A 22,357-nucleotide genomic window follows, 5' to 3' on the forward strand; every position below is an offset into this window, starting at 1 on the left:
TTGAAAGGGGGTGGGCATGCGTGAAACAAGAGATTGACCGTTTACCCCTGCGTGAACGAAATCGACAACGTACGATGCGGCGTATTATTGAGGCAGCGATCGAATTATTCTCCACCGCTGGCTACGACCAGACGACGATGGACAACATCGCAGACAAGGCCGAGGTTAGCCGGGCCACATTATTTAATTATTTCTCCACCAAGCGAGCCCTGCTGCTTCCTTTCGCAAATGAACTCTACGAGAAGAATATTCAGCCACAGATACTTTCCTATCTGAAGGAGCAACCAGCCACACATGATGTGTTACGGTTTCTGTTCATGAGCATCTACGAGCAAGTACTCACACTCCCTGAGATGGAGCGAGGCCTGCGAGCCGAGCTCTTTCAGCCACAGCCCGCGATGATGAAGCTCAGCCACGGTCATGGCTTTTTCAAGACACTTGTCATGATTGTTCAACAAGGGCAGCAGCGGGGGGAGATCCGTACTGATATCTCAGACGACAAACTTGGTCGTTATGTGGGAACCCTCTACGTATCACTCCTGGTAATGGAACGTAAAGACAGCACGTCCACGAGTTACGTGAGCGAAATCGACACCTTGCTCGCCTTCCTCCAGGGCGCACTCAAGGGATGATACCTTCACAGACCGAATCGATCACTACTTATTTGCATTTTTTACATGTTTATGTTATAATTACAGTTGCATAGTTCTTCCTCAAAAACAAGCCTCTCCAGTATATCCTCGTAAGGTGTTCTCTGTACGTGCGCGTGTTGGAAGGGATGGGTGACGTGTGGAACAGAAGCAGCAGATATCGTGGTTTGGACGTATACGCCAGGCAGTGAGTGGTGGCGCGCGGGATGCGCGTATCAGTGAGCAGATGAATCCCGGTTTTTTCTCCTCGACGGCGGGCGTGGAGGAGGAGCGGCGCTGGGGCTATGCCAGCGGCACCGAGGAGGACTACTACTGGCGGCGCCTCTCGGACAACTTCTACCTGAAGGATCTTGTGCCTTCAGCCTACCTGGAGATGCACAACCAGGTCTACGAGGCCTATCACGCCAATCCCCTGGCCTTTGCCATCATTGAGATGACGACCAGCTTTGTCCTGGGGCGCGGTGTCAAGCTGGATGCCAGCAATAAGCGTGTCAAGAAGCTCCTCGACGAGTTCTGGCAGGCCAATAGTATGGATGAGCGTGTCTACACCATCTGCAATGAGCTGGCCCTGTATGGCGAGATCTTTGTGCGCTACTTCGTCAATCGCTTCGATGGCAGCGTCAAGGTGCGCCTGACCGACCCCTCGCTTATCGACCAGATCGAGACCGATCCCGAGGATATCGAGACGCCACTCCGCTTCCATCGCCGCCCGGTGGGCGAGAGCGCCAGCGCTCCATCCTCGACGACTGGCGGCTTAAAGCTGGTCTTCCGGCCGGGCGAGCGTGAGACGGAGGGCGAGTGGTTTGAGGCCGACAGCCAGATGCAGCAGTTCGCCATCAACAAGGTCTCCAACGCCAAGCGTGGCAACTCCGACCTGGCAACCATGCTCCCCTGGCTCCGTCGCTATAAAGATTGGCTCACCGACCGTGTACGCATCAATAAATATAAAGGGGCCTTCATCTGGGATGTGACCCTGCGCGGGGCCGACCGCAAGACCATCGATACCAAGCGCATGGAGTACTCGACGCCTCCCCAGCCCGGCTCCGTCCTGCTGCATAACGAGGCCGAGAGCTGGCAGGTCGTCCAGCCCGCCATCAACGCCAATGATGCCAAAGAGGATGGACGAGCCTTGAAGCTTATGATCGCAGTTGGCGTCCTCTTCCTAACGAATGAGTGTTCGAAGAAGAGGTGGCTCCCCCACAGGGACAATGCGTTCAGATTGCTTTTTTCGCCGTCCTCGCTGCTTGGGCTCGATCTGGATATGAAAAATGTTATGGCCAAAGGGCTAATGACAGTAAAAGAAGCATATACAACAAAAGTCGTAGTAAGACCTCAAGAATATTTCTACAGATATTTCCGAAAGGCTCTTTCTGCCGGCGACTCAAGCACTACGCAGGATGTAAAGATACAACTGAGCTGTCTATATAGGCAGAAAGTTTCTGGCACAGGAGTGGTTTCGCACGATAGAAGCGTACCTTCGCAGTTGCTGTTGGGATATTGAGCGCTTTCCCAATTTTAGAAAATGAGGGTTGATAGGCATAGCGCAGCCGGACCACGGCACGTAACTTCGGCGGGAGAGAGGTAATTGCCTTATGTAAAACCAGTTGCATCTCACGCCTTTCCACTATTGCTTCTGGCAAAGGCTCCTGATCGAGAATTTCAAGCAAGAACTCCTGGTCGTCATGAGCCTCCTCATAGAATTCGACTTGCGAAAAGGAAAGGGGGTAGCGGTATCGACGTCGTATTTCATCAACACAGCTATTGCGTGCCACACGAAAGAGCCAGGGCTTGAAGGACCGATTCGTGTCTAAGTTGGGTAGTGACATAAAGAAACGCAACAGAACCTGCTGCAAAACATCCCATGCCTGATCATAGTCGCCAAGGTAACGATAAATAAAATTGAAGAGCGGATTCTGGTAACGCCGGACTATGGTTTCAAAGGCCAGTTGATTGCCGATCAGAACCTGCTGTGCCAAAAGTGTGTCTGGCATATTTATGGACGAATTTGTAAAGCAATATCGTTCTTCAAGAAGGGATTTGTTCATTTTCTATTTCCTCGCTCATTGCAGAAAAGATGCGTAGCAACGCCCGACACCTCGCCGTATGATGCTTGAAAGGGGTGCGCACTCAAATTGGGCAAAAAACGCCTGGGCGCTTGAAAGTGGGAGAGAATCTGGGTACGATTGATGCATCAGTCTATCTCATCGTGTCAAGGGGGATCACACGGTGCCCAAGCGCAAGCGCGTCCAGCGGGAGCATACCGAAGACTGGCAGACCATTCAACAATATACACTCTGGCCGGAGCAAACGGCTTACGAGTTGCTCCGCCCCGTTGTACTTTTCGGCGATCCAGTTATTCAACGGGCACAAGAGACAGGCGAGCCGCGCACTAGCCTGGAGCGCAAAGCGGATACGTTCGATGAGCAAGGCATGGTCAGCTTCTTCGCTTCCAGGCCGCGAAAACAGCCACAGGAAACGGCACGGAGCTTACCGCCAGATATGCGCCAGTTGATTGTTGATCTGCGCATGGAAATGCCGAACATATCCATCCGTGAGATTGCGGAGATCTGCGACACCCGCTTTCAGCGGCGGCCCTCTCATCATTCAATCAAGACGGTGCTGGCTTCTGGCCCACCTCCCTCTATTCAGATGCGCCGCTTCCCTCCCTGGAACGACACTCCTGATCCTGCGCAGCGCCGCCACAACATTGTGCAACTCCATGCGGAAGGATGGTCTGTGGCTTCCATCGCCGAGTATTTGGCGGTGAGTAAACAGACGGTGTACACAACACTGAAACGCTGGTGGCAGGAAGGAGTCAAGGGACTGGATGACAAATCGCACGCCCGGCATCCGCGCCCAAGAAAGGTCACGCTTGAAGTCGCTAATGAGATTCGCAAAAAGCAAGAGAACCCGCTCATTGGAGAATGGCGCATGCATGCCGCGTTACTCCAGGAGGGAATAAAGCTGTCTCCGCGCACATGTGGACGCATCATGGCAAAAAATCGTGCCATCTATGGATGGGATAAGCCCAAAGCTCCACCTAAGCCGAAGAAAGAGATGACCTTTAAAGCCGCTCGGAGGCACGAATATTGGTCGATAGATATACGATATATCGAGCATCACCAGCTTCCCAACATCAAAGGTCCAGTCTATGTAATTAGTATTCTGGAAAACTTTTCGAGAATGCTGCTGGCATCTGCTATCTCGGAAAGACAGGACACCATCGCCTACCTGAAAGTGCTTGCCAAAGTCTTGCGTAACTACGGCGCTCCAGAGGCTATTGTTACAGATAGTGGTGGGGTGTTTTATTCAAAACGCGCAATGGCAATATATGAGGCCCTAGATATCCGCAAGGAGCGGATAGACCCCAGACAGAGCTGGCAAAATTACATAGAGGCGCACTTCGGGATAATGCGGCGTCTTGCGGATTATTACTTAAATAAAGCTCCTACGCTTGATGAGATGAAAAAGGCCCACCGCAAATTCATTCGGGACTACAATACCCAAATTCACTTTGCGCACCGGGAGCGTAATGACAATCGCCATAGCCCCCAGGATGTCCTGCGTGGTGTACTGGCGCGTACTCTGCCTGCACCAACGCTGGCCCGCATCTTCTTTGCCACAGAGTTTACCCGTCACTTGGATCGATCAGGGTATATTCGCTTTCGCCGATGGCGCTTCTACGCTGAAGAGGGACTTGCCAGGCAACAAGTTCAGGTGAGCTTTTACACCAGCACGCTCAAGATCGAATATCAGGAGACGGAGCTGGCTTTCTACACGATAGAATGGGAGGCTAACAAGCACATTAAAGAGGTCAAGAATCCGCGTCTCATCGAGACGGGCTATCAGTCGCCTCAATTGAAACTGTGGACGCTCGGACCTGATGAATGGCTGCTCTTCCTGAAATTGCCGGACTACGCAGCGCGGAAAAAGCCGCAGCGGAAGCCAGATGTGATCCAACTTCCTCTGCCTGATCTCGATGAAAACCAGCGGCAGCAGGTTTCTTCATGAGTGGCGAGAACTGGCCCAAACCTTGCCGCGAGATGCGTGTACAACTCCCAGTCATGACGCGTCTTTAGAGAGACAGCTTCTTCAACAATGAGGTACTTTCTTTCCAGATTCAATTGCCATGAACCCCCGTATTGAGAGGTATTCCCCGCAGACGGGACATGTCTGCGGGGAGGGGAGCCGGGCCCCGCAGGATAGACTGTTGCCCGCACTGTAGGGCCACAAGCCCGCGTGACGCGAGTTGCCGCAACTCCATATCCTGGGTCTCGGTCAAGCTCCCAGGCCGTTGCCTGCCCCTGTAGGTGAGGTATCTGCGCCAAGGGCGCAGTAGTTTGGGCGGACACCCCGCACAGAGCTCGGCGTGAGCCGAGAAGCCTCCGGCATAAGCTTCGGGGAGTGTCACACGCCCTGACGAAATCCTTCCTCAATCCAGGTCATGTGCGTGGCTGCATGCCCCGCTCTCCCGGCAAACAAGTCGCCAGCGGTCTGGTCACCAACGACAGTGGGCACCAGAGCGGCCAGCTGATCATCGGTGAACTGGTGCAGGAGGTCCACTGTGTCCTGCCGCGCCGCCAGGTAATCCGCTGCCACCTTCTCCAAACTGTCGTCATGGTGCTCGTTCACGTAGGTTTGATTGACACTGGCGACGGCCATCCCCAGCCGCTCCTCCTCCTGCGGGGTCAGCGCGCTCAGATCGCCCAGGATGCCCGGCATTTCCATTCCCGCCGGGTATTGAGAGCGTAAGAGAACGTCTCGAGTGTCGCCGGCGAGTGTACGTCGCAGCAATCGCTGGATGTTGCGCTCGCTTTTCACCAGGTGAGCAAAATGATCCTTGGCGCGCCACGGAGCAGCTCCGGGAACTTCACTCGTCGTTGCCGGGCGCTCCAGGTCTTCCGGGCTTAGCCCTTGAAAAAACGCCATGACCTGCGTCTGCGATGCCGCAAGTGTGTCCAAAATCTCTGCACGAGTTGGCATGATTACCCTCCTATCGATCATTCAGTGATGCAGCTCTGTAGCTCTGGTCATCTGGTCTGTGAGAAGTCGAGTTGCGCCCGCTTTCGAAGTATAGCATGCGAACCCGAACAAAACTTCTCCCATCTTGCTTTTCTCTACCTATAGTCAGCACCCATTCCCAGAAAAGGTGAGAGGCCCTCTATCAACCTCGGCGATGACACCAACTTTTTTGCCCAATTTGAGTGCGCACCCCTTTCAAGCATCATACGGCGAGGTGTCGCAACGCCCAACTATGGATTTCCCTTTCCAATAAGTACTCTAATGTACATTTGCATCCTTATAGCATCATGTCCTTTCGAAAGGATATGAATGATATCACCCGACTGCTGAGGATGGGTAGGCAAGCTCTTGCCTACCACCTTGGGAGAGAAGGGTAAGAAACACTTCAGCTACCTGGGAGTCGTAGGCAGTACCAGCACCGCGCTCAATTTCTGCCCGGGCCTCGGCTGAAGAGAAAGCGAGCCGGTAGGGCCTCTGCTCAGTCATTGCAGCATAGGAATCTACGACAGCCAGGATGCGAGCATGTAAAGGAATGGCTTCTCCCGCCAATCCATAGGGATATCCATTCCCATCCCAGCGTTCATGATGAGCCAATACAGACGGGGCAAGTAATGGCAAGATTCCGCCAGCCTTCTCTAGCAGGCGAGCGCCAATTATTGGATGAAGGCGCATGACTGTCCACTCCTGTTCTGAGAGAGGCCCAGGCTTATTGAGCAGAGCAGAGGGAATGGCAATTTTGCCAATATCATGCATCAGAGCGGCTAAGCCCAGCAGGTGTATCTCATCTTCACTTTGCTGTAATTGGCGTGCCACTGCTTGCGCCAGAAACTTCACACGCTCAGCGTGCCCAGCCAGGGCATGCTGATAGCAATGAAATGCATGAGGAGAGAGATGAGAAACAATTTCGCTGGAGAGTTGTGCCCTACCAGAAGGTACTGGAGTCGTAAGCATGTACATAATGTGGCTTTTCCTTCTTCTTCACACGTTATTCAGGCGTAAAGGCTGCTCACATGACCTCTGAAAGGCTCCTGAAGTTTGCCTCCATTGTGAACCCAGCCCGTGCAAATCTGCTGTGCTATGAGCGCTCGCTATCAAGTTCAGTCATCAGCAGTGCGGCGTAGCGCGAACCCACAGCAGCACCGGCTGGCACCGCGCGTTCGATTTGTGCAAGATCAATCGCGCTCAGTTGCAACGCGGTCGACCCCAGGGCCTCGGTGAGTCGCTCGCGGCGGCGCGCTCCGACCAGGGGAATGATATCCTGGCCGCGTGAGAGGACCCAGGCGATGGCAATCTGTGCAACTGTCATGCCCTTTGCCTCGGCGATGGCGCGTAGCGCCTCTACCAGCTCCAGATTGTGATCGAGGTTCTCTCCACGAAAACGTGGGCTGATGGTGCGGAAATCGCCGGGAGTCAGAACGCGCTCTTTGGACCAGTGACCGCTCAGCAGGCCGCGCGAGAGCACGCCATAGGCTGTGATACCGATACCCAGCTCGCGACAAGTTGGCATAATCTCGGCCTCGATGCCACGCGAGAGCAGTGAGTACTCGATCTGGAGATCAGAGATCGGATGCACAGTGGCGGCGCGGCGGATCGTTGTCGCCCCAGCCTCCGAGAGCCCAATGTGCCGGACGTGACCCGCCTTGACCAGCTCGGCGATAGCGCCAATCGTCTCCTCAATCGGCACGGTCGGATCAACTCGCGCCAAACGGTACACATCCACATAATCGGTGCCCAGGCGACGTAGTGTATAGGCCAGGAAGTTCTTGACTGAGGCCGGGCGCCCGTCATAGCCCAGCCAGTTGCCATCAGCATCGCGCAACGCGCCAAACTTCACGCTGATCGTCACTTGTTCACGAGAACGTCCCTGTAACGCCCTGTTCAAGAGCAGTTCGTTGTGCCCCATGCCATAGAAATCGCCCGTGTCGAGCAGGGTCATCCCGGCGTCCAGCGCCTCATGAATGGTCGCGAGACTCTCCATCTCATCTGCAGGACCATAGAGATCAGACATTCCCATACAGCCCAGACCGATCTCAGAAACGCGTGGGCCAGTCGAACCGAGTTGACGAAAATTCATCTTTCTGCCTCTTTCAAGTGGAGTACAATATCAAAACAACAACAAATTAATAGTTGAGATGACCAGGGCGCACTTGCCCTGGTCGTTAAAAAAGCCGCCCCTTGGACCATCCTCGTCTCATTGCACTAGCCGTGGCGTCTTGCCAGAAAAGGCACTAGCTGTTGGGGATCACTGGATGGAGCAGATTGGCAAATCCCATGCGCGTCAGATAGTCTTCCTGGAGCTTCCAGAGCAGCGCATTGGCATCTTCTACACGAGCGTTCGAAAAAGTCGACCACTGTGCGCAATGGACGGGTCCCGGCGGGCAGGCTCACAAGCCGCACAAACTCGTCGGCGACCGCCTGCGGGTGCGCATCCACTCCGGGCGTGAAAAGGCCACTGGTGGCCTCTTCATTGCGCGCTACCATACTGTCCAGGCGCGCATAGGCGGCTGTTGTGGCACGATCGGCGGGACGGGTCGCGTCTGGGAAGTGTGATGTACCTTGCGTAAAAGGTCCAGGCATCACAATACACGTTTCAATGCCGAACTGACTGACTTCGTAGGCCGTGGTCTGTGCCAGGGCATCCATGGCCATCTTCGAGGAGACGTAGGGACCCATAAACGGCGGGACGACGACTGATGTGGTACTTCCCGTGTAGAGCAGCAGACCTGCTCCGCGCTCGCGCAAGTGTGGCAGGACGGCGCGGTTGACCCGCGCGACACCCAGGACGTTGGTTTGAAACAAGCGATCAATTTCCTCGGCCTCAAAGGCTTCGACATATCCAACGACCAGATGACCTGCATTGTGCAGGACAGCGTCTATATGGCCCCGTTCCGCCAGAATTGTCTGCACCGCCTGGTTCGCCGACTCCTGAGAGGTCACATCCAGTTCGACAACGCGCAGATCCACTCCATGGGAGTGAGCGTAGTCGCGTTCTGCCTGCGCGCGTGCCACGTTGCGAGTCGTGATATTGCGCATACTCGCGTAGACAGTGTGCCCCGCCTGGGCCAGGCTACGAGCGCTCAGTTGCCCAATGCCGGTGGCAGCGCCAGTGACAAGAATGACGAGTGGGGTATTGGCTTGACTCATGGTTGTATCTCCTCATGTTTGTTGCTAGTGTTCTTCATTGATGGTTCTCACATGAACTGGCCTATGGATGATGCCCTGCATGTAGCATGAGAGGTTGACAGGGAAAGCGTATCAGGCGCTAAATAAAACCACCGTTTGTGCGCAGGACCTGGCCAGTAATCCATTCGGCTTCCTCGCTTGCCAGAAACATCACCACTTTGGCGATATCTTCCGGTTCCCCAAGACGACCAAAGGCAATCATCCGCTTGAATGTCTCAATCTGAGCTTCTGATTTCTCAGCCGTAAACAAGGACGTGTTCACCGGTCCAGGAGCGATCGCATTGATTGTATTTTTTTTGGAGCCAAACTCCTTGGCAAGCTGCCGCGTGATTTGTTCAACGGCGCCTTTGGTGCCCGCGTAGAGACTGTAGGTGGGAACCATTTGCCCAAGAATAGAGGAGGAGAAGTTAATAATTCGTCCACCTGTTTGGAGGTACCTGGCCGCCAATTGGCAGGCAAAATAGGTCCCTTTCACATTGATGGCAAACTCCCGATCGAAATCCTGTTCCGTGACCTGTTCAAGAGGCTTGGTCGTCATAATCCCGGCATTGTTGACAAGAATATCGAGATGTCCAGAGTGTTCAACGCTTGCCCGGAACAACGCTTCCAGGTCAGCTTTGTTACTGACATCTGCCTGCACAGCCAGAGCTTGACCGCCGTTTTGTTGAATACGATGCACGATCTCCTCAGCGAAACGGTTGTTGTGAGCATAATTGATGACAACGTTTGCTCCATTGGCCGCCAGTGCTTCCGCGATCGCCTGACCGATCCCACGAGATGCTCCGGTGACCAGCGCGACTTTGTTGATCAGAGATGTACTCATTGCATTCTCTCCTTTAGATATATTTCATGATGGCAAAGCGAGGATACCGATAACAGGAGGCTTGCGATCGATGCTCTCTACTTTCTCCATCGCACGTTTGCTCTTTCCTCACTTAGTGGATCTCTAAACGCTCGACCATATCCCCACGCAGGGTAAAGTGAAACGAGCCTGGACCGGAATATCCTCCATGAGATGCGGCCTCAATCGCCAGGGAAGTGCCATCGGCATTGGTTTCTCGCTGGACATCAATTCGCATTTCCCACGGGATGCGCAACGAGGCCCGCTAACTGAACAATAATGGCGAAAAGGAAGCCCATTGACTTGTATTATCCTGGATGAAAAGGGCAAGAGTTCTCGGCGCAACATCTTGCTCAGTCCACGCAAACAGTCATGTTTCAATCATCAGCCCTTCCCGTCTTCTCGGATCGAGACTCCCTCCTCTCCTGGTATTCCTGAGCGTGATTCAGCTCACTGACCTTGTCGGTCGCTCATCCAGGACACTCGCTTCTGAAAAGACTTGACTCTGACATGATGTCATGGTTTAGAATGCTCTTGACGAGATGAACAGGGAGGTGAGAGACACATGAACATTGGCGAACTTGCGCGCCAGACGGGCGTCAGTATTCGCTCCTTGCGCTACTATGAAACCAAGCAGTTGTTATCCTCTCAGCGGGGGGAGAACGGGTATCGCTCCTACGATAGCACGGCGATTGAACGAGTGAGAACGATCCAGTTTTATCTGGATCTGGGATTGACCACCAAGGAAATTTTTGACGTGGTGTTTTGTCGCAACCCGGAAGAGGGCGAGGTTCTCTGTGAGGAGACAGTATCATCTCATTGCCCAAATGAGGTTGGCTTCTATCAGGAGAAGCTTGCAGAGATAGAGAGCCAAATCGCCTCTCTTGAAAAGGCAAAAAAGTACCTCGAACAACGTCTCGAACGGGCCCAGCAGCCTCTCTCCAGGTGACGAGAGGCTGGATACTTAAACGAAGGAGAAGAGAGATGGAACAGTATACAGGAAAGAAGGCCGTGATTATCGGGGGGACGACCGGGATAGGACTTGCAACAGGTCTAGCCCTTGTGAAAGGAGGTGCGCAGGTCCTGCTTACCGGTCAAACGGAGACCCACCTCGAAGCCACACGAGGTCAAGTGGGAACGCAGGCAGACGTGGTCTGCTTCAATATGGCGAGCATAGCCGATATCCACCGCCTTTATGAGTTGATCGAAGAGAAGCTTGGTCAGGTCGATTTTGTGTTCATGAATGCCGGGGTTGCGCGCCTTGAGCCGTTCGATCAGGTCACAGAGGCCACCTACGACCAGGTTTTCAACGTCAATACCAAAGGTGCGTTCTTCACCGCACAGCGATTGGCTCCCCTTGTCAAGGAGGGAGGAGCGTTCGTTTTCACCACCTCCATCGCCGACGGGAGGGGAACGCCTGGCATGGGTGTCTATGCTGGGTCAAAGGCGGCGCTCCGAGCTTTTGCGCAGGTACTGGCTGCTGAACTGCTGCCCAGAAGCATCCGAGTGAACATTGTCAGCCCAGGCTTTATCAAGACAGAGACGATGGGGGCCGCTGGGCTGCCCCAAGCGGAGAGGGAAGCGTTTGAGAAGGTGGGGGACCAGATCACCCCCATGAAGCGTCATGGCACCGTCGAGGAGGTGGCTCGTGCAGTCTTGTTCCTCGCCTTCGACGCGACCTTCACCACAGGCAGTACGCTCTTTGTCGATGGGGGGCTCGCCCAAGGTCTCACTCCCCCACGTCAGTAGAGCCAGCGATCCGAGAGAACTCCTGTGGTCGTAACTCCGGTCATGACCACAGCTTTTGGCTTGTTCTGCTGTTTCAAGGATGTTTCAGCCTGGAAACCGGACGATGCTCAATGCCGGATATTCTTCTGTCCCGGTGGGAACAGCATGACGGTGTTCCCACCGGGACACCGCCTCGTGAGACGAGCTGATAGGATTGGCTGGTATTTAACCTGGGAGGACCCCTTCATTTATGACGCCACCTGCGGTCTCTATCCAGATTACCCCGGAATCGGTCCCTGCAATCCCTTCCTGGTTTGCAGAAATGACCGTGATCGCGCTCTATCTTCGACACAGAGGCGCGCTTTCGATGATTGAAGAGCGAGTGCGCTTCGCCCGGCGTCGGTTCGGCCATTACGATCTGATCGACTTTGTGGTTGTGTTACTGGGTTACGCCATCAGCGGCGAACGTACACTGGAAACGTTCTATGAGCGTTTACATCCCTTCGCAACCCCATTCATGGCGCTCTTCGGGCGAGAACGCCTCCCTCATCGCTCGACGCTCTCTCGCTTTCTCGCCGCACTGAATCAAGGAGCAGTTGAGGCATTACGCACCGTTTTTCTCGAAGATCTGGCCGCCCGACCGCTGGAGAAAGAGGGAAAAATGGGTGGATTGTGGGATCGACAGGGAAACCAATGGCTCATCTTCGACATTGATGGCACACGGCAAGCTGCCCGCCAGCGCGCTTTGCCGTCCATACCTGATTTGCCACCCGCACAGCGCCTATTGGACAAGGTGTGTGCCCCAGGCTATCTCGGACGCAAGCGAGGGGAAGCCGTTCGGACTCGAACCACTGTGCTTCAGGCCCATACGCACCAATGGATCGGCACGTTTTCTGGGGCATCGGGAGCAGGCAATGGCGATTACCGTGGCGAGTTGCGGCTGGCGACGAAGGCCATTGGTGCGTATGTGAAAGCACAGTTTGTCTCCCTAAGCCAAGCCGTGGTGCGCCTGGACGGCCAATACGGCAATGGAGCCATTGTGGCAGATGTAGCTGGGCTGGCATATGTCATGCGGGGCAAAGACTACAGTCTCCTCGATGAACCAGAAGTCCAGACCCGTCTGGCGCAGCCCCCGGACCAGCACACTATCCATCCCGAAACAGGAACCAGCCGGGCACTTTTTGACTGCCTTAATGTAAATCTTTCTCCAACAGGGCCATCTACACGGGTCATCATCGCCACACATCCGGCGAGCGCGGTACCAGCGAAGGTCGGTACCACACGTGGGGCGGTCGTCTACGAGTTGTTCTACACGGCCTTGCCGCAAGGAGCGTTCACGCCTGCTGATATCGTGGATCTCTATCTGCATCGGGGAGCATTTGAGTGCACGCTCGCTGATGAAGACCAGGAGCAAGATACAGATCGTTGGTGCTCTCATACCGCCTGGGGCCAGGAGTTTTGGCAAATTCTCTCTCAGTGGGCCTGGAATATCCGGCTCGAATTGGGGCACACGCTGCACCCCACACCCATGCGTACGACGGAATTTGCTCCGGCAGCAGAGAATGAAGAGGCGTCGGCTGCACCTGCTTCGGCCCCTCAACCCTCTGAATCTGTTTCCGTCATCTATGGGCTACCACAGTGGGCACGCCCATCGTACACCAAAGGATTTTCCGGAGCCGATTTCTCTTTACAGCCTGATGGGACGCTGCGCTGTCCAGCCGGGCGACCTCTGTATGCACAAGAGCGGCGACCAGAACGCGATGGCTCCTTACGAGTGCTCTATGCGGCGCGGATTGGCCATTGTCGAGCGTGTTCGCTGCGTGAGCGCTGTCAAGAATCAGCAACCACCATCAAAGCACGACGGGTCAGTGCCGTCTATTGGCCTCTCTCTTCGTCCGCACTGACCTTAGATGAGTCTCTCTCTGCGTCAGCGGTCCCTTCACGTCCATCGGCTTCCCATCCAGTGCTTTGGGGCGACTGGCAGCGTCGCTTTCATCGGCGCGAGTTGGTGAAACTGCTTCGTTCCCAGCGCGTCGATATCCAACTGGCCGAACCATCTCCATCTGAGCAACCTCCGCCAGTCCGGTCACTTTCTCGTGCAGAACGAGCACACTACCGTCTCTCCTGGGCTGAGCGCCTGGCGCGCAATGCTCGCCCGAAGGCCGCTCCAGATGTTTCTATCAAGCTTTTCGGAATACCAGATGCCTTTGCTGCTTCTCTCGGTCTCCGTATCGCCTGAGCATGGCTCGCCTCGCTGGCTCTTTTGATATCCCTCTCTAACCTTCTTAGCGGCTTCGTAAGCCTCACCGTTGCTGATCAACCTCAACGAGAGCAAAACATCTTCAAACCGTGCAGCAGGCCATTCTCTCCGCCCTCCTCATCTCGTTGCGCATCGCGTGGGCATTTGGACCCCAAATGTTTCTCGTTGCGCCCACGCTCGAATCGCTTCTCGGCCATGATAGGTGGCCCCATCGATGAGAGTGGCGTTTTCCGCGAATAACGCCAGGAAATCTTCGAGCCGGCCCTCGTTGATGGCTTCGATGGCCCGGCGCACCAGTGGTGAACGCAGATATGCGCTTTGGATCATGGAAACTCTCCTGTTTTGTAGGAACGAGTGGACAAGGTGCGATCAGGTATGCAGACTCAGAAGAATACGCTACCTCTCGCCTTCTGCCTGGTTATCTGCTATGATAAAGAGCAGAAGAATATTAAGGAGAGGGCCTGGAAGCCCGTGAGAAGTCTCCAGGCCCTCCTAATATCACAGTGGACTCGCATGGAGTACATCTGATAGAACAGAGTATACTGGCAGAGGTCGAGGGAAGCAGTACCCAACAGGTTCCATTTCACGTCCATGTCTGTTCCCTCCTGCAGTCCGTCGAAAGGAGTCTCCTCATGAGTCGATCCTTCCACGGAGAGCTAGATTATGTCTTCGGCCAGAGGATGCTGGCTATGCGCACTGGCATCGGGCTGACCCAGGAGGGCCTGGCGACGTTATTAGGCATCACGCGCAAAGCCATTGGTCGATGGGAGACCGGTGAAACGTACCCGAAAGCCTCGCACCTGCAAGCCCTGCTGGCGTTGGCCCTGCAGCACGGCGTGTTTCCTGCCGGACAGGAGGAAGAGGAGATCCGCGCTTTCTGGCGCGCGGCCCACCAGAAGGTACTCCTCGATGAGAGGTGGCTGCAGGAACTGCTCAGTCGACCGTCCCCCACCCCGACCCAGACCGCGAGCGAACCGTCCTCTGCTGCCGGGCAAGATAGCGCGGTTGCTACTGAGAAGATCGCGCTCTGGACTGTGCCATTTGCCCGCAATCCTCATTTTACCGGACGCGACGAATTGCTCGAGCAGCTCATGCAGCAGCTCACCCCTCCCGCGTCAGATCAGCCGACGACCCTCCATCGCGCGGCCCTGACCCAGGCGCAGGTTATCAAAGGGCTGGGAGGCATCGGTAAGACGCAGACTGCCGTCGAATATGCCTACCGTGCCCGCGAGCTGGGACGCTATACCCATACCCTCTGGATCGCTGCCGCCAGCGAGGAGACCATCTTGACGAGTTTTGTCACGCTGGCAGCGCAACTGCCCGCCTTTGCCTCAGCCGCCGAAACTGATCAGCGCAAGCTCGTCGCTGCCGTCATTCGTTGGTTGGAGCAATGCCAGGAACCCTGGCTACTGATTATGGATAACGCTGATGACTTGTCCCTGGCTCAGCCGTATCTTCCTCTCAAGGGCAATGGGAGTGTCTTGCTGACGACAAGAGCCTCTGCTGTTGGCTGGCTGGCATCCTCCCTTGAGGTCGATGTTATGGGAGTGATGGAGGGAACCGAATTGCTCCTGCGCCGCGCCCTGCGCTTTGCCAGTGCTACGGATGAGGAAATCAATGAGGCGACCAATCTGACGGTAGCGCTCGCGCAGTTTCCCCTCGCGCTTGATCAGGCTGGTGCGTATATTGAAGAGACAGGATGCGGCATCGCTGACTACCAGGAACTCTACCAGACGCATCGTGGAGCCTTGCTTGCACGACGGGGAATGCAGGCGACGCAGTATCCAGCCTCGGTCGCCACGACCTGGTCCCTCTCTTTTCAGTACGTTCAGGAGGCCAACCCGGCAGCCGCCGAGTTGCTGCGTTTGTGCGCGTTTCTCGCCCCGGACCACATCCCCGAAGAACTGCTGACTGGAGGTGCCCCCTATTGGCCTCCTCTGTTGCAACAGGCCGTGACGGATCGATTTCGCTTTAATCAGATGCTGGAAATCCTGATGGCCTTTTCCCTGGTGAAGCGGCAGACCTCGGATCGCCTGCTCAGTACCCATCGCCTGGTACAGGCGGTACAGATGGAGGGCCTTTCTCCCGAGGAACAACGCCAGTGGGCGCAACGGATAGTAAGCTCGGTCAACGCTATTTTTCCTGCTGATCCAACAGACCCGGTTGCTGCCTGGCCCCAGTGCCAGCGCTACCTGGAACAGGTGCAGGTATGTGACCTATTAATCAGGGACCATCAACTCTTCCTCCCTGAAGCAGCACAAATCCTCGAGCGCGCAGGTATCTATCTCTTTGAACAAGCCTTGTACGCTAACGCAGAAAAACTCTACCAACAGGCACTCTACGTTTTAACCCAGCAAGGCCCCCCCGAGCCACTGAGCGAAGCACGGATTCTTCATCGTCTGGCAAGGCTCTATTACTGGCAAGATAAACTCGCACAAGCCGAGGCATTGTTTCAGCAAGCGCGACACCTTCGTGAAGCGTATCTGGAACCCGAACATCTAGATATCGCAGAGTCTTTACATGATATAGCGGGTTTATATACAACACAGGCCAACTACACAGAAGCAGAGCCGCTCTATCTGCAAGCATTGCGTATCCGTGAACAACAGTTGGGTTCTGAGCATCTTCAGGTAGCCGAACTTCTCAACAATCTGGCTGTCCTCTATACCTCTATGCCAGGAATGCACACCAAGGCCGAACCGCTTTATCTACGAGCGCAGCACATCTGGGAACAGCAATATGGGCCAGAGCATCCCATGATCGCCTTTATCTTGCAGAACCGAGCCTGGTTCTATGGAAAGCAAGGGAGATATAGAGAAGCAGAGCCGCTCTACCAGCAAGCCTTGCGTATCCGCGAACATCACTTAGGACCTGAGCACCGCAATGTTGCAATCATTCTTAGCGGTCTTGCACTTCTCTACGAAAAGCAAGGGAGATATAGAGAGGCCGAACCCCTCTACTTGAGAACATTACATATCCGTGAGCAACAATTAGGAGTTGAACACGCTACACTGGCGCCACCACTTGATGGGCTAGCCAATGTCTATACCGCTCAAGGCAGATTTACAGAAGCCGAATCGCTCTACCAGCGGGCACTGTGCATCTGCGAGCAGCAGTTAGGGGCCGAGCATCTTGAAACGGCTCGTGTCCTGCATGATTTCGCAGGCTTTCATCAGACCCGAGGACAAATCGGGGAAGCAGCGGTCTTGTATCAACGAGCGCTAACAATCCGTGAAACTATGCTTAGTCCAGCGCATCCTGAGACCAACGAGACCCGTGACCGATTGCATGAAGTATTGGTTGCGCTGGGCCAAGTACCGGAAACGATGCCAACAGGTGCATAGAGACGAAGTTCCTATTGGGTCGGGTGGTCTCTACTGAGAGTGCTGATGTCAAAGACGATCTGCAGGTACAGGCCAGCCACATCATGTTTTGTTAGCAGAGAGACAGAGCCAGGGTCCGCACCACCATTAGGGAACGGAGCCGTCGCCATGTCTCTCCCATCTATCCAAAGCGTTCGGTTTTGATATGTTCTGGCTCATATCCAAGTTCAACGAGGCTTAACACGACCCTTCCGACGAACTGGGTAGGGCTGCACACAAACACGAGTGGTTGCTGCCACAATGGCCAAGCAACTTTTTGTACCATCTCGATATCGATCCTACGGTCATATCCTGCCCAAGCTGGTGGCTGCACACAAGTCAGCGTATGTACCACTTCCAGCATGTTTGAGCTGACACTTAGGTGGGCAAGTCCATCACGATAAATGATGTCAGAACATAGTGTACTGGCAGAGGTAGAGGGAAGCAGTACCCACCAGGCCCCATTTCCACCACAGCCAGCCAGGAGATCCCGTGCGGGCGACTTTCGCTGTTGCGTGAGCACGGACTCTCGCAAGCCCAGGCTAAGGAGTATGTGCGGCAGACGCAGGAGCGGATGCTGCTTACTCCCCTGCTGGATGTCCTTAAGGGTGTGCACTGGGAGAGATAGCATACTGCAAAAACCATGGTGGGATCTGGGGGCCTTGAGGTTGCCCCGGATCCCTCCATGGCAATCTCCCACTTAGCCTTTGGAAGACGTTGGTGGCGAAAGGACCACCACTTGCCGATCGACAATCTCCACTCCTGGATGGAGTTGGATTTCGTACGACCGGCTATTGATCATACCCACTACCTGGGCATTATCTCCAGTACTTGAGAGAGGGACCCATTCTCTTCCTTGCTCGGACAGAGATGCCAAATACTCAATCTCCCATGGCAAGGAAATGTGGACTGTCACTCCCTCTTGCCTCTTCATCAACCGCATGAGCCCTCCTTGTTTCATAGCCCTCCTTATTGTACCGCATTCGACGCCTCGCCTGACGCTCCTTTTCCTCGGCACAAACCCACGACTAGCAGCAATGGCAAGAATTCAGCCCCAGATCACACGACGGCTCTGTTCAGTGAGCAAAAGGGAAGAGATGTCAGCGAACCACCGAGGTTTCCACGCCACGTTGAGAGGAAGAACCGCTGGGGATCAACACGTGAATACCTGCATCTCCCTCACATTCCTCAGTCACTGTCGATGGGAAGAGATGTTTTGCAGGTGCTCGCACTGGGCTTGCAAACGCCTTTCTCTCCGTTGGCACCAGACGCACGAGAAGCCAAACCAGAGGACTCACCAGAGGCACCCAGAAACAGGTCAACAGGATGTTAAATCCAAGATGTGCCATAGCGACTTGCATTGCAGGGCTGGGCCAGTGAGACAGAAGAAAGGCTGCAAACGGCTGCAGAAACAAGAAGAGCAGGCACGCGCCAATGCACTTGGTCCCAGTATGAATGAGTGCCAGCCACTGCCCCATGGAGGTATGACGAGAATGCGCCGCGCTGATCGCCGGAAGGGTTGTTCCAACATTTGCTCCCAACATGACGGCCAGTGCTGGCACAAGGGGCAGGGTATGGGCAGAGGCCAGGACAGAAAGGGTTTGGAACGCAAGAACAGCAAAGCCCGTAAACAGATCGGTTTGCTCAATAACACCTTCACATCCAGCATTAAAAAGCTGCGCGAATCGGCTCGTAACACGGACGATAGTGGCTAAGGTGTGTTGCTGCTATACCAGGAGATGAGCAAACAGACGAAAGCTGTTGCTGAGTTTATCGACAAAGAGCTTCCTGGCTTGCAGAAGCAGTTTAAGCCAGTCAGCGAAAAGTATGGCGGGGCGCTGGAAACGTATGACGCATATATGGAGCAATGGCGCGGTAAGCTCCCTGAGAGCGATTTATCTGGTCGAGCACTCGAGCTTGTCAAACAAGAAATCGAAAAGTCTCTCAGATAATCAAAACCCTCACTGGACACTTAGGTGTCACGGTGAGGGTTTCTTTCATATAAAAATAAGTGCTGCTGGCGCGGTTAATCCAGGTTATCTTCAGATGTTTCGCCTTCGCTCAGGAACCTGTCCAGTTCTGAACGCCGGACGCGCAACCGGCCACCAACGCGGGTGGCCCTGAGGCGTTTCTCGCGTATGTAGCGCCGTATGGTGTCTGGATGTAGTTGCAGCTCACTGGCTACCTGATCAATGGTCAGTAACTCATCCGCCAAGTCGTCGTGCCCCCTTTTCTTGAAGTCATTAGATTATATGACCTGTCTGTTTTTTGGTCAATAGGTTACAAACTCCGACAATATATTACGAAGCTTGACAAACTATTATAAAAGTGGGTATTCTTTGATTGCATCCGATTTTGGACGCCAAAAAGGCATCGCTCGATTTCGACCCCGGACGATGCCTTTTCTGAACCTATCTGAGTAGGCTCCTATGGTTATAACGCGCCAGGAGCCTTGAATGGAACAGAGAGGAGCGTTATGAGCATTAAACCTTATGGCGACAACTTTGCGCCGGTTATTCCCCTCGACGACGAGCCTGTCCACACTGAGGCTCAGCAATTCTGCTTTGACCCCACCTGCAATTGTCACGACGATCCTGCGCTGGTATCGGTTGCGAACCAACAGTACAACGACGGCCTACTTACCGCTGAGGAAGCCACACGCACCATTCAGGGAAGGCAGGTGTAACCGTGACATATATTCCTGTGCGTGAGTTGCCAGACCCGCCAAACAAGAAGAAACCCAAGCTGACGACGGCATCATTTGCCACGAACGGTTATGTGCTGGTAGAAGATGCGCGGCCTACGTATGATCCCCACCAGATCCAGTTCATGAAGAAGAAAGAATTGCAGCGACATAACGACCAAACAACTGAAGATTTACCCGAGCCTCGTCCCAAGAAAGGCAATGCTGTACTGCTTCTCGGCATCGGTATGTCCGTAGGTCTGCTCCCACTGTTGTCTACCATTAATGTGCTGCTGCCCTGCTGGAATGGATTACAGACCCAGTGGCACTACGGTGACAGCCATATGACCCACTATAATCAATCCGGCCACCACTTCGTCGGAGAGGTCTATCGCGGCTTTGTGACCATCTATGACATCCCCGAGGGACATCCCGAGAACAGCCAGACCTTTATGCTGCAAAGCGCTGGCGACAACGCTGTGGTGGTGTTTGAAACACGCGACGTCAATAGCGACGGTATTCCTGATGTGACTGTTGGCACGGAGGAAAGCCCCATTGGTGTTACCCTCTACGGCACCAAAGGCAACTCATTCAGCAAGAATCTACCGGAGGGCAAATAGATGACCGATTTGCAGTTACCGTTTAATATCGAGCATCCTGACGTCAAGGCTGGCTTTCGAGCTGGCCAAGACGCTATCTACCGCGACACGCGGCCAATTACCGATATGGAGCTGGTAACATTCATACGCGACTTTATGTCTAAAGAACTAATTGAGGCTAAAAACAATACTTCACAGACAACACTCAAAGAAGACTTCCAAGAGTTAGCAGATGTGCTGGCTGACATCCCTGGCAAACTTGACGGCTGCACAATGGAGCGAAAGCAAAAGCTGGCAAGACTTATCACTGAAAGCATCGTAATCGAGGATGTCAGCGTCCACTGGCTCCGGTTTACCATTTTCTGGCGCAGCCCTCTCGCTGCTCGGCCCGATGTTTGTCTTATCTGGTGCCAGCGGGGCAGACGGCATATTGAACGATGGACTGTCGAAGAAGACGAATATATCAAAACCCACTATGGCGCTGGCAATAAATGGGAGATTCTTAACCACTTCCCAGAGAAGACCTGGAATATGATACGGGAGCGGGCGCTGTTCCTGGGTGTGCGTCGGCAAATTTCCCAAACCTCACCTATTGCTGACAATGTGACAGTTTCTGATCTAAATGTTATACCAGACAGAGCCATTGCACTTAAAATTCTTGAACAGGTCGCTCAAACGAGCAGCAAGACCATTAAGAGGGATAGCCAAAGCTTTGCCGTATGGCTCTACCCTGCGGGACTGAGCGAATTTGCGAAGGCAATAGAACATCGGGACGGCGACCATGGGCTATGAAATATATCCTGCGCTGTATCCTCGACCGCGTGCTTGCCGAGGCTCAGGGCGCCGGTCGTCTCGGCGAAAATGTCAATCTCAGCTATGACCTGATCTTTCCCGAGATCGACCTCGACGATAACAAGCAGCTTGCCGGGGCCGCTAACGCCCTCACACAGGCCCTCACAGCCGCCAAGGCCCAGGGCTGGCTCAGCGATGAGACCGCCATGCGCCTGCTCTTCAAATTCGCTGGCGAAGATATCAGCGTCCACGACGAGCTGGCCAGAATACGCGGCGAGCAAGCCTCAGGCCAGGCTCCTCCTCAGGACGCCTGAAAAAGGCCCCAGAAGCACAGGATCTGGATCAAGTTCTGTGCTTCCGGGGCCTTCTCCACATCGGGTCTATCTCATACGTTTCTGTTTTCACCCTATGTGTACAACAAACAAGACGAGGGCGGGCATCTAGCCATTTTTCTTTAGGATTCCCACTCTTGACAGTGCCATATTTACCTATTAGAATGCACGCAAAGCTTCTTCAAAGGATTTGATATGTCACAAGATCTCTTGATTCTTCTTGTTCTGGCAGGCATAGTTTTACTCGGTTTCTTGATCTACATTGGTATCCAGGTCTATCGAAGCCGCTGGTATAAGACCCATGGGAAAGAAGTCATTGCCACAGTTGTTGATATTGAAGAACGCGAACGAGTCTACAACCGCCGCATTTACACAAAGTACAAAGTCTATGCACACTGGAAGGATCCCCTAACAGATCTCTCCTATGACTATGAAAGTCGTTGGGTATATAATCTCCCGCGTGTCCTTTATCCCGGTAAGAGCAAAGTCAATGTCTATATCCAGCCAGATGAGCCTGAGAAATATCTCTTCAAGTTGTAGCTGACCACCATCCCCCACTCTTCCTTTTCAGGTCTTCCGTTGATCCAATCACTCACTATATGAAGGCGGTGCCCGGTCGTAAGACGGACGTTCAGGACGCGGAATGGATTGCCGATTTGTTGCAGCACGGCTTGCTTACTGCTAGCATTGTGCCTGATCAGGTACGAGACCGCAATGCTGCTGGCCGCTTATGTCCTATACTTCCGGGCTTCCTCCAATTCCTCTGGGGTCAGTGTGTCCGCCCTCACGTTACTAACGGTCACGACCTTCCCATCTACTGGGCACTGCATCCTCCGGAATGGACCCAGATGCACGGAGCCGAATAGGCGGGACGTCTGGCTCGCCCGGAAAGACACACGGTCTGA

At 54.2% G+C, this 22,357-nt stretch carries 26 protein-coding genes; 15 read left to right on the forward strand and 11 right to left on the reverse strand.

Annotated features, from left to right (window positions below):
• The first annotated feature begins 20 nt into the window (after positions 1 to 20).
• A complete protein-coding gene (locus tag JMJ04_RS24715; RefSeq protein ID WP_201373087.1) occupies positions 21 to 632 on the forward strand; it encodes a TetR/AcrR family transcriptional regulator in 612 nt (203 codons plus the stop codon).
• A gap of 157 nt (positions 633 to 789) precedes the next feature.
• Entirely contained in the window at positions 790 to 2,151 is a 1,362-nt protein-coding gene (locus JMJ04_RS24720) for a phage portal protein (protein WP_201373088.1), read from the forward strand.
• Here JMJ04_RS24720 and JMJ04_RS24725 read toward each other — a convergent pair.
• Entirely contained in the window at positions 2,039 to 2,695 is a 657-nt protein-coding gene (locus tag JMJ04_RS24725; RefSeq protein ID WP_201373089.1) for an RNA polymerase sigma factor, read from the reverse strand. The genes JMJ04_RS24720 and JMJ04_RS24725 overlap by 113 nt on opposite strands.
• 181 nt (positions 2,696 to 2,876) lie before the next feature.
• On the opposite strand from JMJ04_RS24725, the gene JMJ04_RS24730 reads away from it, so the two are divergent.
• Positions 2,877 to 4,661, forward strand: coding sequence for a helix-turn-helix domain-containing protein (locus tag JMJ04_RS24730; RefSeq protein ID WP_201373090.1), 1,785 nt, complete (start codon positions 2,877 to 2,879; stop codon positions 4,659 to 4,661).
• 396 nt (positions 4,662 to 5,057) lie between these two features.
• Here the strand turns inward: JMJ04_RS24730 and JMJ04_RS24735 are convergent, their stop codons facing one another.
• The 6 genes from JMJ04_RS24735 to JMJ04_RS24760 all read right to left on the reverse strand — a co-directional run bounded on the left by JMJ04_RS24735 (position 5,058) and on the right by JMJ04_RS24760 (position 9,934).
• A complete protein-coding gene (locus JMJ04_RS24735) occupies positions 5,058 to 5,633 on the reverse strand; it encodes a DinB family protein (RefSeq protein ID WP_201373091.1) in 576 nt (191 codons plus the stop codon).
• Between the two features lie 354 nt (positions 5,634 to 5,987).
• A complete protein-coding gene (locus JMJ04_RS24740) occupies positions 5,988 to 6,629 on the reverse strand; it encodes an HD-GYP domain-containing protein (RefSeq protein ID WP_201373092.1) in 642 nt (213 codons plus the stop codon).
• Between the two features lie 118 nt (positions 6,630 to 6,747).
• Positions 6,748 to 7,746, reverse strand: coding sequence for an aldo/keto reductase (locus JMJ04_RS24745; protein WP_201373093.1), 999 nt, complete (start codon positions 7,744 to 7,746; stop codon positions 6,748 to 6,750).
• Between the two features lie 125 nt (positions 7,747 to 7,871).
• Complete coding sequence (locus tag JMJ04_RS24750) at positions 7,872 to 8,816, reverse strand: SDR family oxidoreductase (RefSeq protein ID WP_201373094.1); 945 nt, start codon at positions 8,814 to 8,816, stop codon at positions 7,872 to 7,874.
• A gap of 118 nt (positions 8,817 to 8,934) precedes the next feature.
• Entirely contained in the window at positions 8,935 to 9,678 is a 744-nt protein-coding gene (locus JMJ04_RS24755; RefSeq protein ID WP_201373095.1) for an SDR family oxidoreductase, read from the reverse strand.
• A gap of 112 nt (positions 9,679 to 9,790) precedes the next feature.
• Complete coding sequence (locus tag JMJ04_RS24760) at positions 9,791 to 9,934, reverse strand: hypothetical protein (protein WP_201373096.1); 144 nt, start codon at positions 9,932 to 9,934, stop codon at positions 9,791 to 9,793.
• A 327-nt stretch (positions 9,935 to 10,261) separates the two neighbouring features.
• Between JMJ04_RS24760 and JMJ04_RS24765 the strand changes: the two genes are divergently transcribed.
• The 3 genes from JMJ04_RS24765 to JMJ04_RS24775 all read left to right on the forward strand — a co-directional run bounded on the left by JMJ04_RS24765 (position 10,262) and on the right by JMJ04_RS24775 (position 13,663).
• Entirely contained in the window at positions 10,262 to 10,645 is a 384-nt protein-coding gene (locus JMJ04_RS24765; RefSeq protein WP_201373097.1) for a MerR family transcriptional regulator, read from the forward strand.
• A gap of 35 nt (positions 10,646 to 10,680) precedes the next feature.
• Positions 10,681 to 11,445 carry an SDR family oxidoreductase gene (locus JMJ04_RS24770; RefSeq protein WP_201373098.1) on the forward strand — a complete coding sequence of 255 codons (765 nt, stop codon included), beginning with the start codon at positions 10,681 to 10,683 and terminating at the stop codon, positions 11,443 to 11,445.
• 229 nt (positions 11,446 to 11,674) lie between these two features.
• The gene (locus JMJ04_RS24775) at positions 11,675 to 13,663 is read left to right on the forward strand and encodes a hypothetical protein (RefSeq protein ID WP_201373099.1); all 1,989 of its coding nucleotides are present in this window, start codon (positions 11,675 to 11,677) and stop codon (positions 13,661 to 13,663) included.
• 138 nt (positions 13,664 to 13,801) lie between these two features.
• On the opposite strand, the gene JMJ04_RS24780 is transcribed toward JMJ04_RS24775, so the two are convergent.
• Complete coding sequence (locus JMJ04_RS24780; RefSeq protein WP_201373100.1) at positions 13,802 to 14,011, reverse strand: nuclear transport factor 2 family protein; 210 nt, start codon at positions 14,009 to 14,011, stop codon at positions 13,802 to 13,804.
• A 305-nt stretch (positions 14,012 to 14,316) separates the two neighbouring features.
• Between JMJ04_RS24780 and fxsT the strand changes: the two genes are divergently transcribed.
• On the forward strand, positions 14,317 to 17,028 hold the full coding sequence (fxsT, locus tag JMJ04_RS24785) for an FxSxx-COOH system tetratricopeptide repeat protein (RefSeq protein WP_201373101.1): 2,712 nt from the start codon (positions 14,317 to 14,319) through the stop codon (positions 17,026 to 17,028).
• Between the two features lie 160 nt (positions 17,029 to 17,188).
• On the opposite strand, the gene JMJ04_RS24790 is transcribed toward fxsT, so the two are convergent.
• Entirely contained in the window at positions 17,189 to 17,677 is a 489-nt protein-coding gene (locus tag JMJ04_RS24790; protein ID WP_201373102.1) for a ferredoxin reductase domain-containing protein, read from the reverse strand.
• Positions 17,678 to 17,746: 69 nt separating this feature from the next.
• On the reverse strand, positions 17,747 to 17,980 hold the full coding sequence (locus JMJ04_RS24795) for a transcriptional regulator (RefSeq protein WP_236038377.1): 234 nt from the start codon (positions 17,978 to 17,980) through the stop codon (positions 17,747 to 17,749).
• A 442-nt stretch (positions 17,981 to 18,422) separates the two neighbouring features.
• On the opposite strand from JMJ04_RS24795, the gene JMJ04_RS24800 reads away from it, so the two are divergent.
• Both JMJ04_RS24800 and JMJ04_RS24805 read left to right on the forward strand, forming a co-directional pair.
• Positions 18,423 to 18,761, forward strand: a complete 339-nt coding sequence (locus JMJ04_RS24800) for a hypothetical protein (protein ID WP_201373103.1) — start codon at positions 18,423 to 18,425, stop codon at positions 18,759 to 18,761.
• A gap of 24 nt (positions 18,762 to 18,785) precedes the next feature.
• A complete protein-coding gene (locus JMJ04_RS24805; RefSeq protein ID WP_201373104.1) occupies positions 18,786 to 18,998 on the forward strand; it encodes a hypothetical protein in 213 nt (70 codons plus the stop codon).
• A 74-nt stretch (positions 18,999 to 19,072) separates the two neighbouring features.
• On the opposite strand, the gene JMJ04_RS24810 is transcribed toward JMJ04_RS24805, so the two are convergent.
• Entirely contained in the window at positions 19,073 to 19,261 is a 189-nt protein-coding gene (locus tag JMJ04_RS24810) for a helix-turn-helix domain-containing protein (RefSeq protein ID WP_201373105.1), read from the reverse strand.
• A gap of 261 nt (positions 19,262 to 19,522) precedes the next feature.
• On the opposite strand from JMJ04_RS24810, the gene JMJ04_RS24815 reads away from it, so the two are divergent.
• The 6 genes from JMJ04_RS24815 to JMJ04_RS24840 all read left to right on the forward strand — a co-directional run bounded on the left by JMJ04_RS24815 (position 19,523) and on the right by JMJ04_RS24840 (position 22,318).
• On the forward strand, positions 19,523 to 19,732 hold the full coding sequence (locus JMJ04_RS24815) for a hypothetical protein (protein WP_201373106.1): 210 nt from the start codon (positions 19,523 to 19,525) through the stop codon (positions 19,730 to 19,732).
• A 2-nt stretch (positions 19,733 to 19,734) separates the two neighbouring features.
• Complete coding sequence (locus tag JMJ04_RS24820; RefSeq protein ID WP_201373107.1) at positions 19,735 to 20,349, forward strand: hypothetical protein; 615 nt, start codon at positions 19,735 to 19,737, stop codon at positions 20,347 to 20,349.
• The gene (locus tag JMJ04_RS24825) at positions 20,350 to 21,120 is read left to right on the forward strand and encodes an SANT/Myb-like DNA-binding domain-containing protein (protein ID WP_201374538.1); all 771 of its coding nucleotides are present in this window, start codon (positions 20,350 to 20,352) and stop codon (positions 21,118 to 21,120) included.
• Positions 21,117 to 21,434, forward strand: coding sequence for a hypothetical protein (locus JMJ04_RS24830; protein ID WP_201373108.1), 318 nt, complete (start codon positions 21,117 to 21,119; stop codon positions 21,432 to 21,434). Before JMJ04_RS24825 ends, JMJ04_RS24830 begins: the two co-directional genes overlap by 4 nt.
• 213 nt (positions 21,435 to 21,647) lie before the next feature.
• Positions 21,648 to 21,992 carry a hypothetical protein gene (locus tag JMJ04_RS24835; RefSeq protein WP_201373109.1) on the forward strand — a complete coding sequence of 115 codons (345 nt, stop codon included), beginning with the start codon at positions 21,648 to 21,650 and terminating at the stop codon, positions 21,990 to 21,992.
• A gap of 68 nt (positions 21,993 to 22,060) precedes the next feature.
• Complete coding sequence (locus JMJ04_RS24840; RefSeq protein ID WP_201374539.1) at positions 22,061 to 22,318, forward strand: hypothetical protein; 258 nt, start codon at positions 22,061 to 22,063, stop codon at positions 22,316 to 22,318.
• The last annotated feature ends 39 nt before the right edge of the window (positions 22,319 to 22,357 follow it).

The organism is Ktedonobacter robiniae (assembly GCF_016587375.1).
GTDB lineage: Bacteria > Chloroflexota > Ktedonobacteria > Ktedonobacterales > Ktedonobacteraceae > Ktedonobacter > Ktedonobacter robiniae.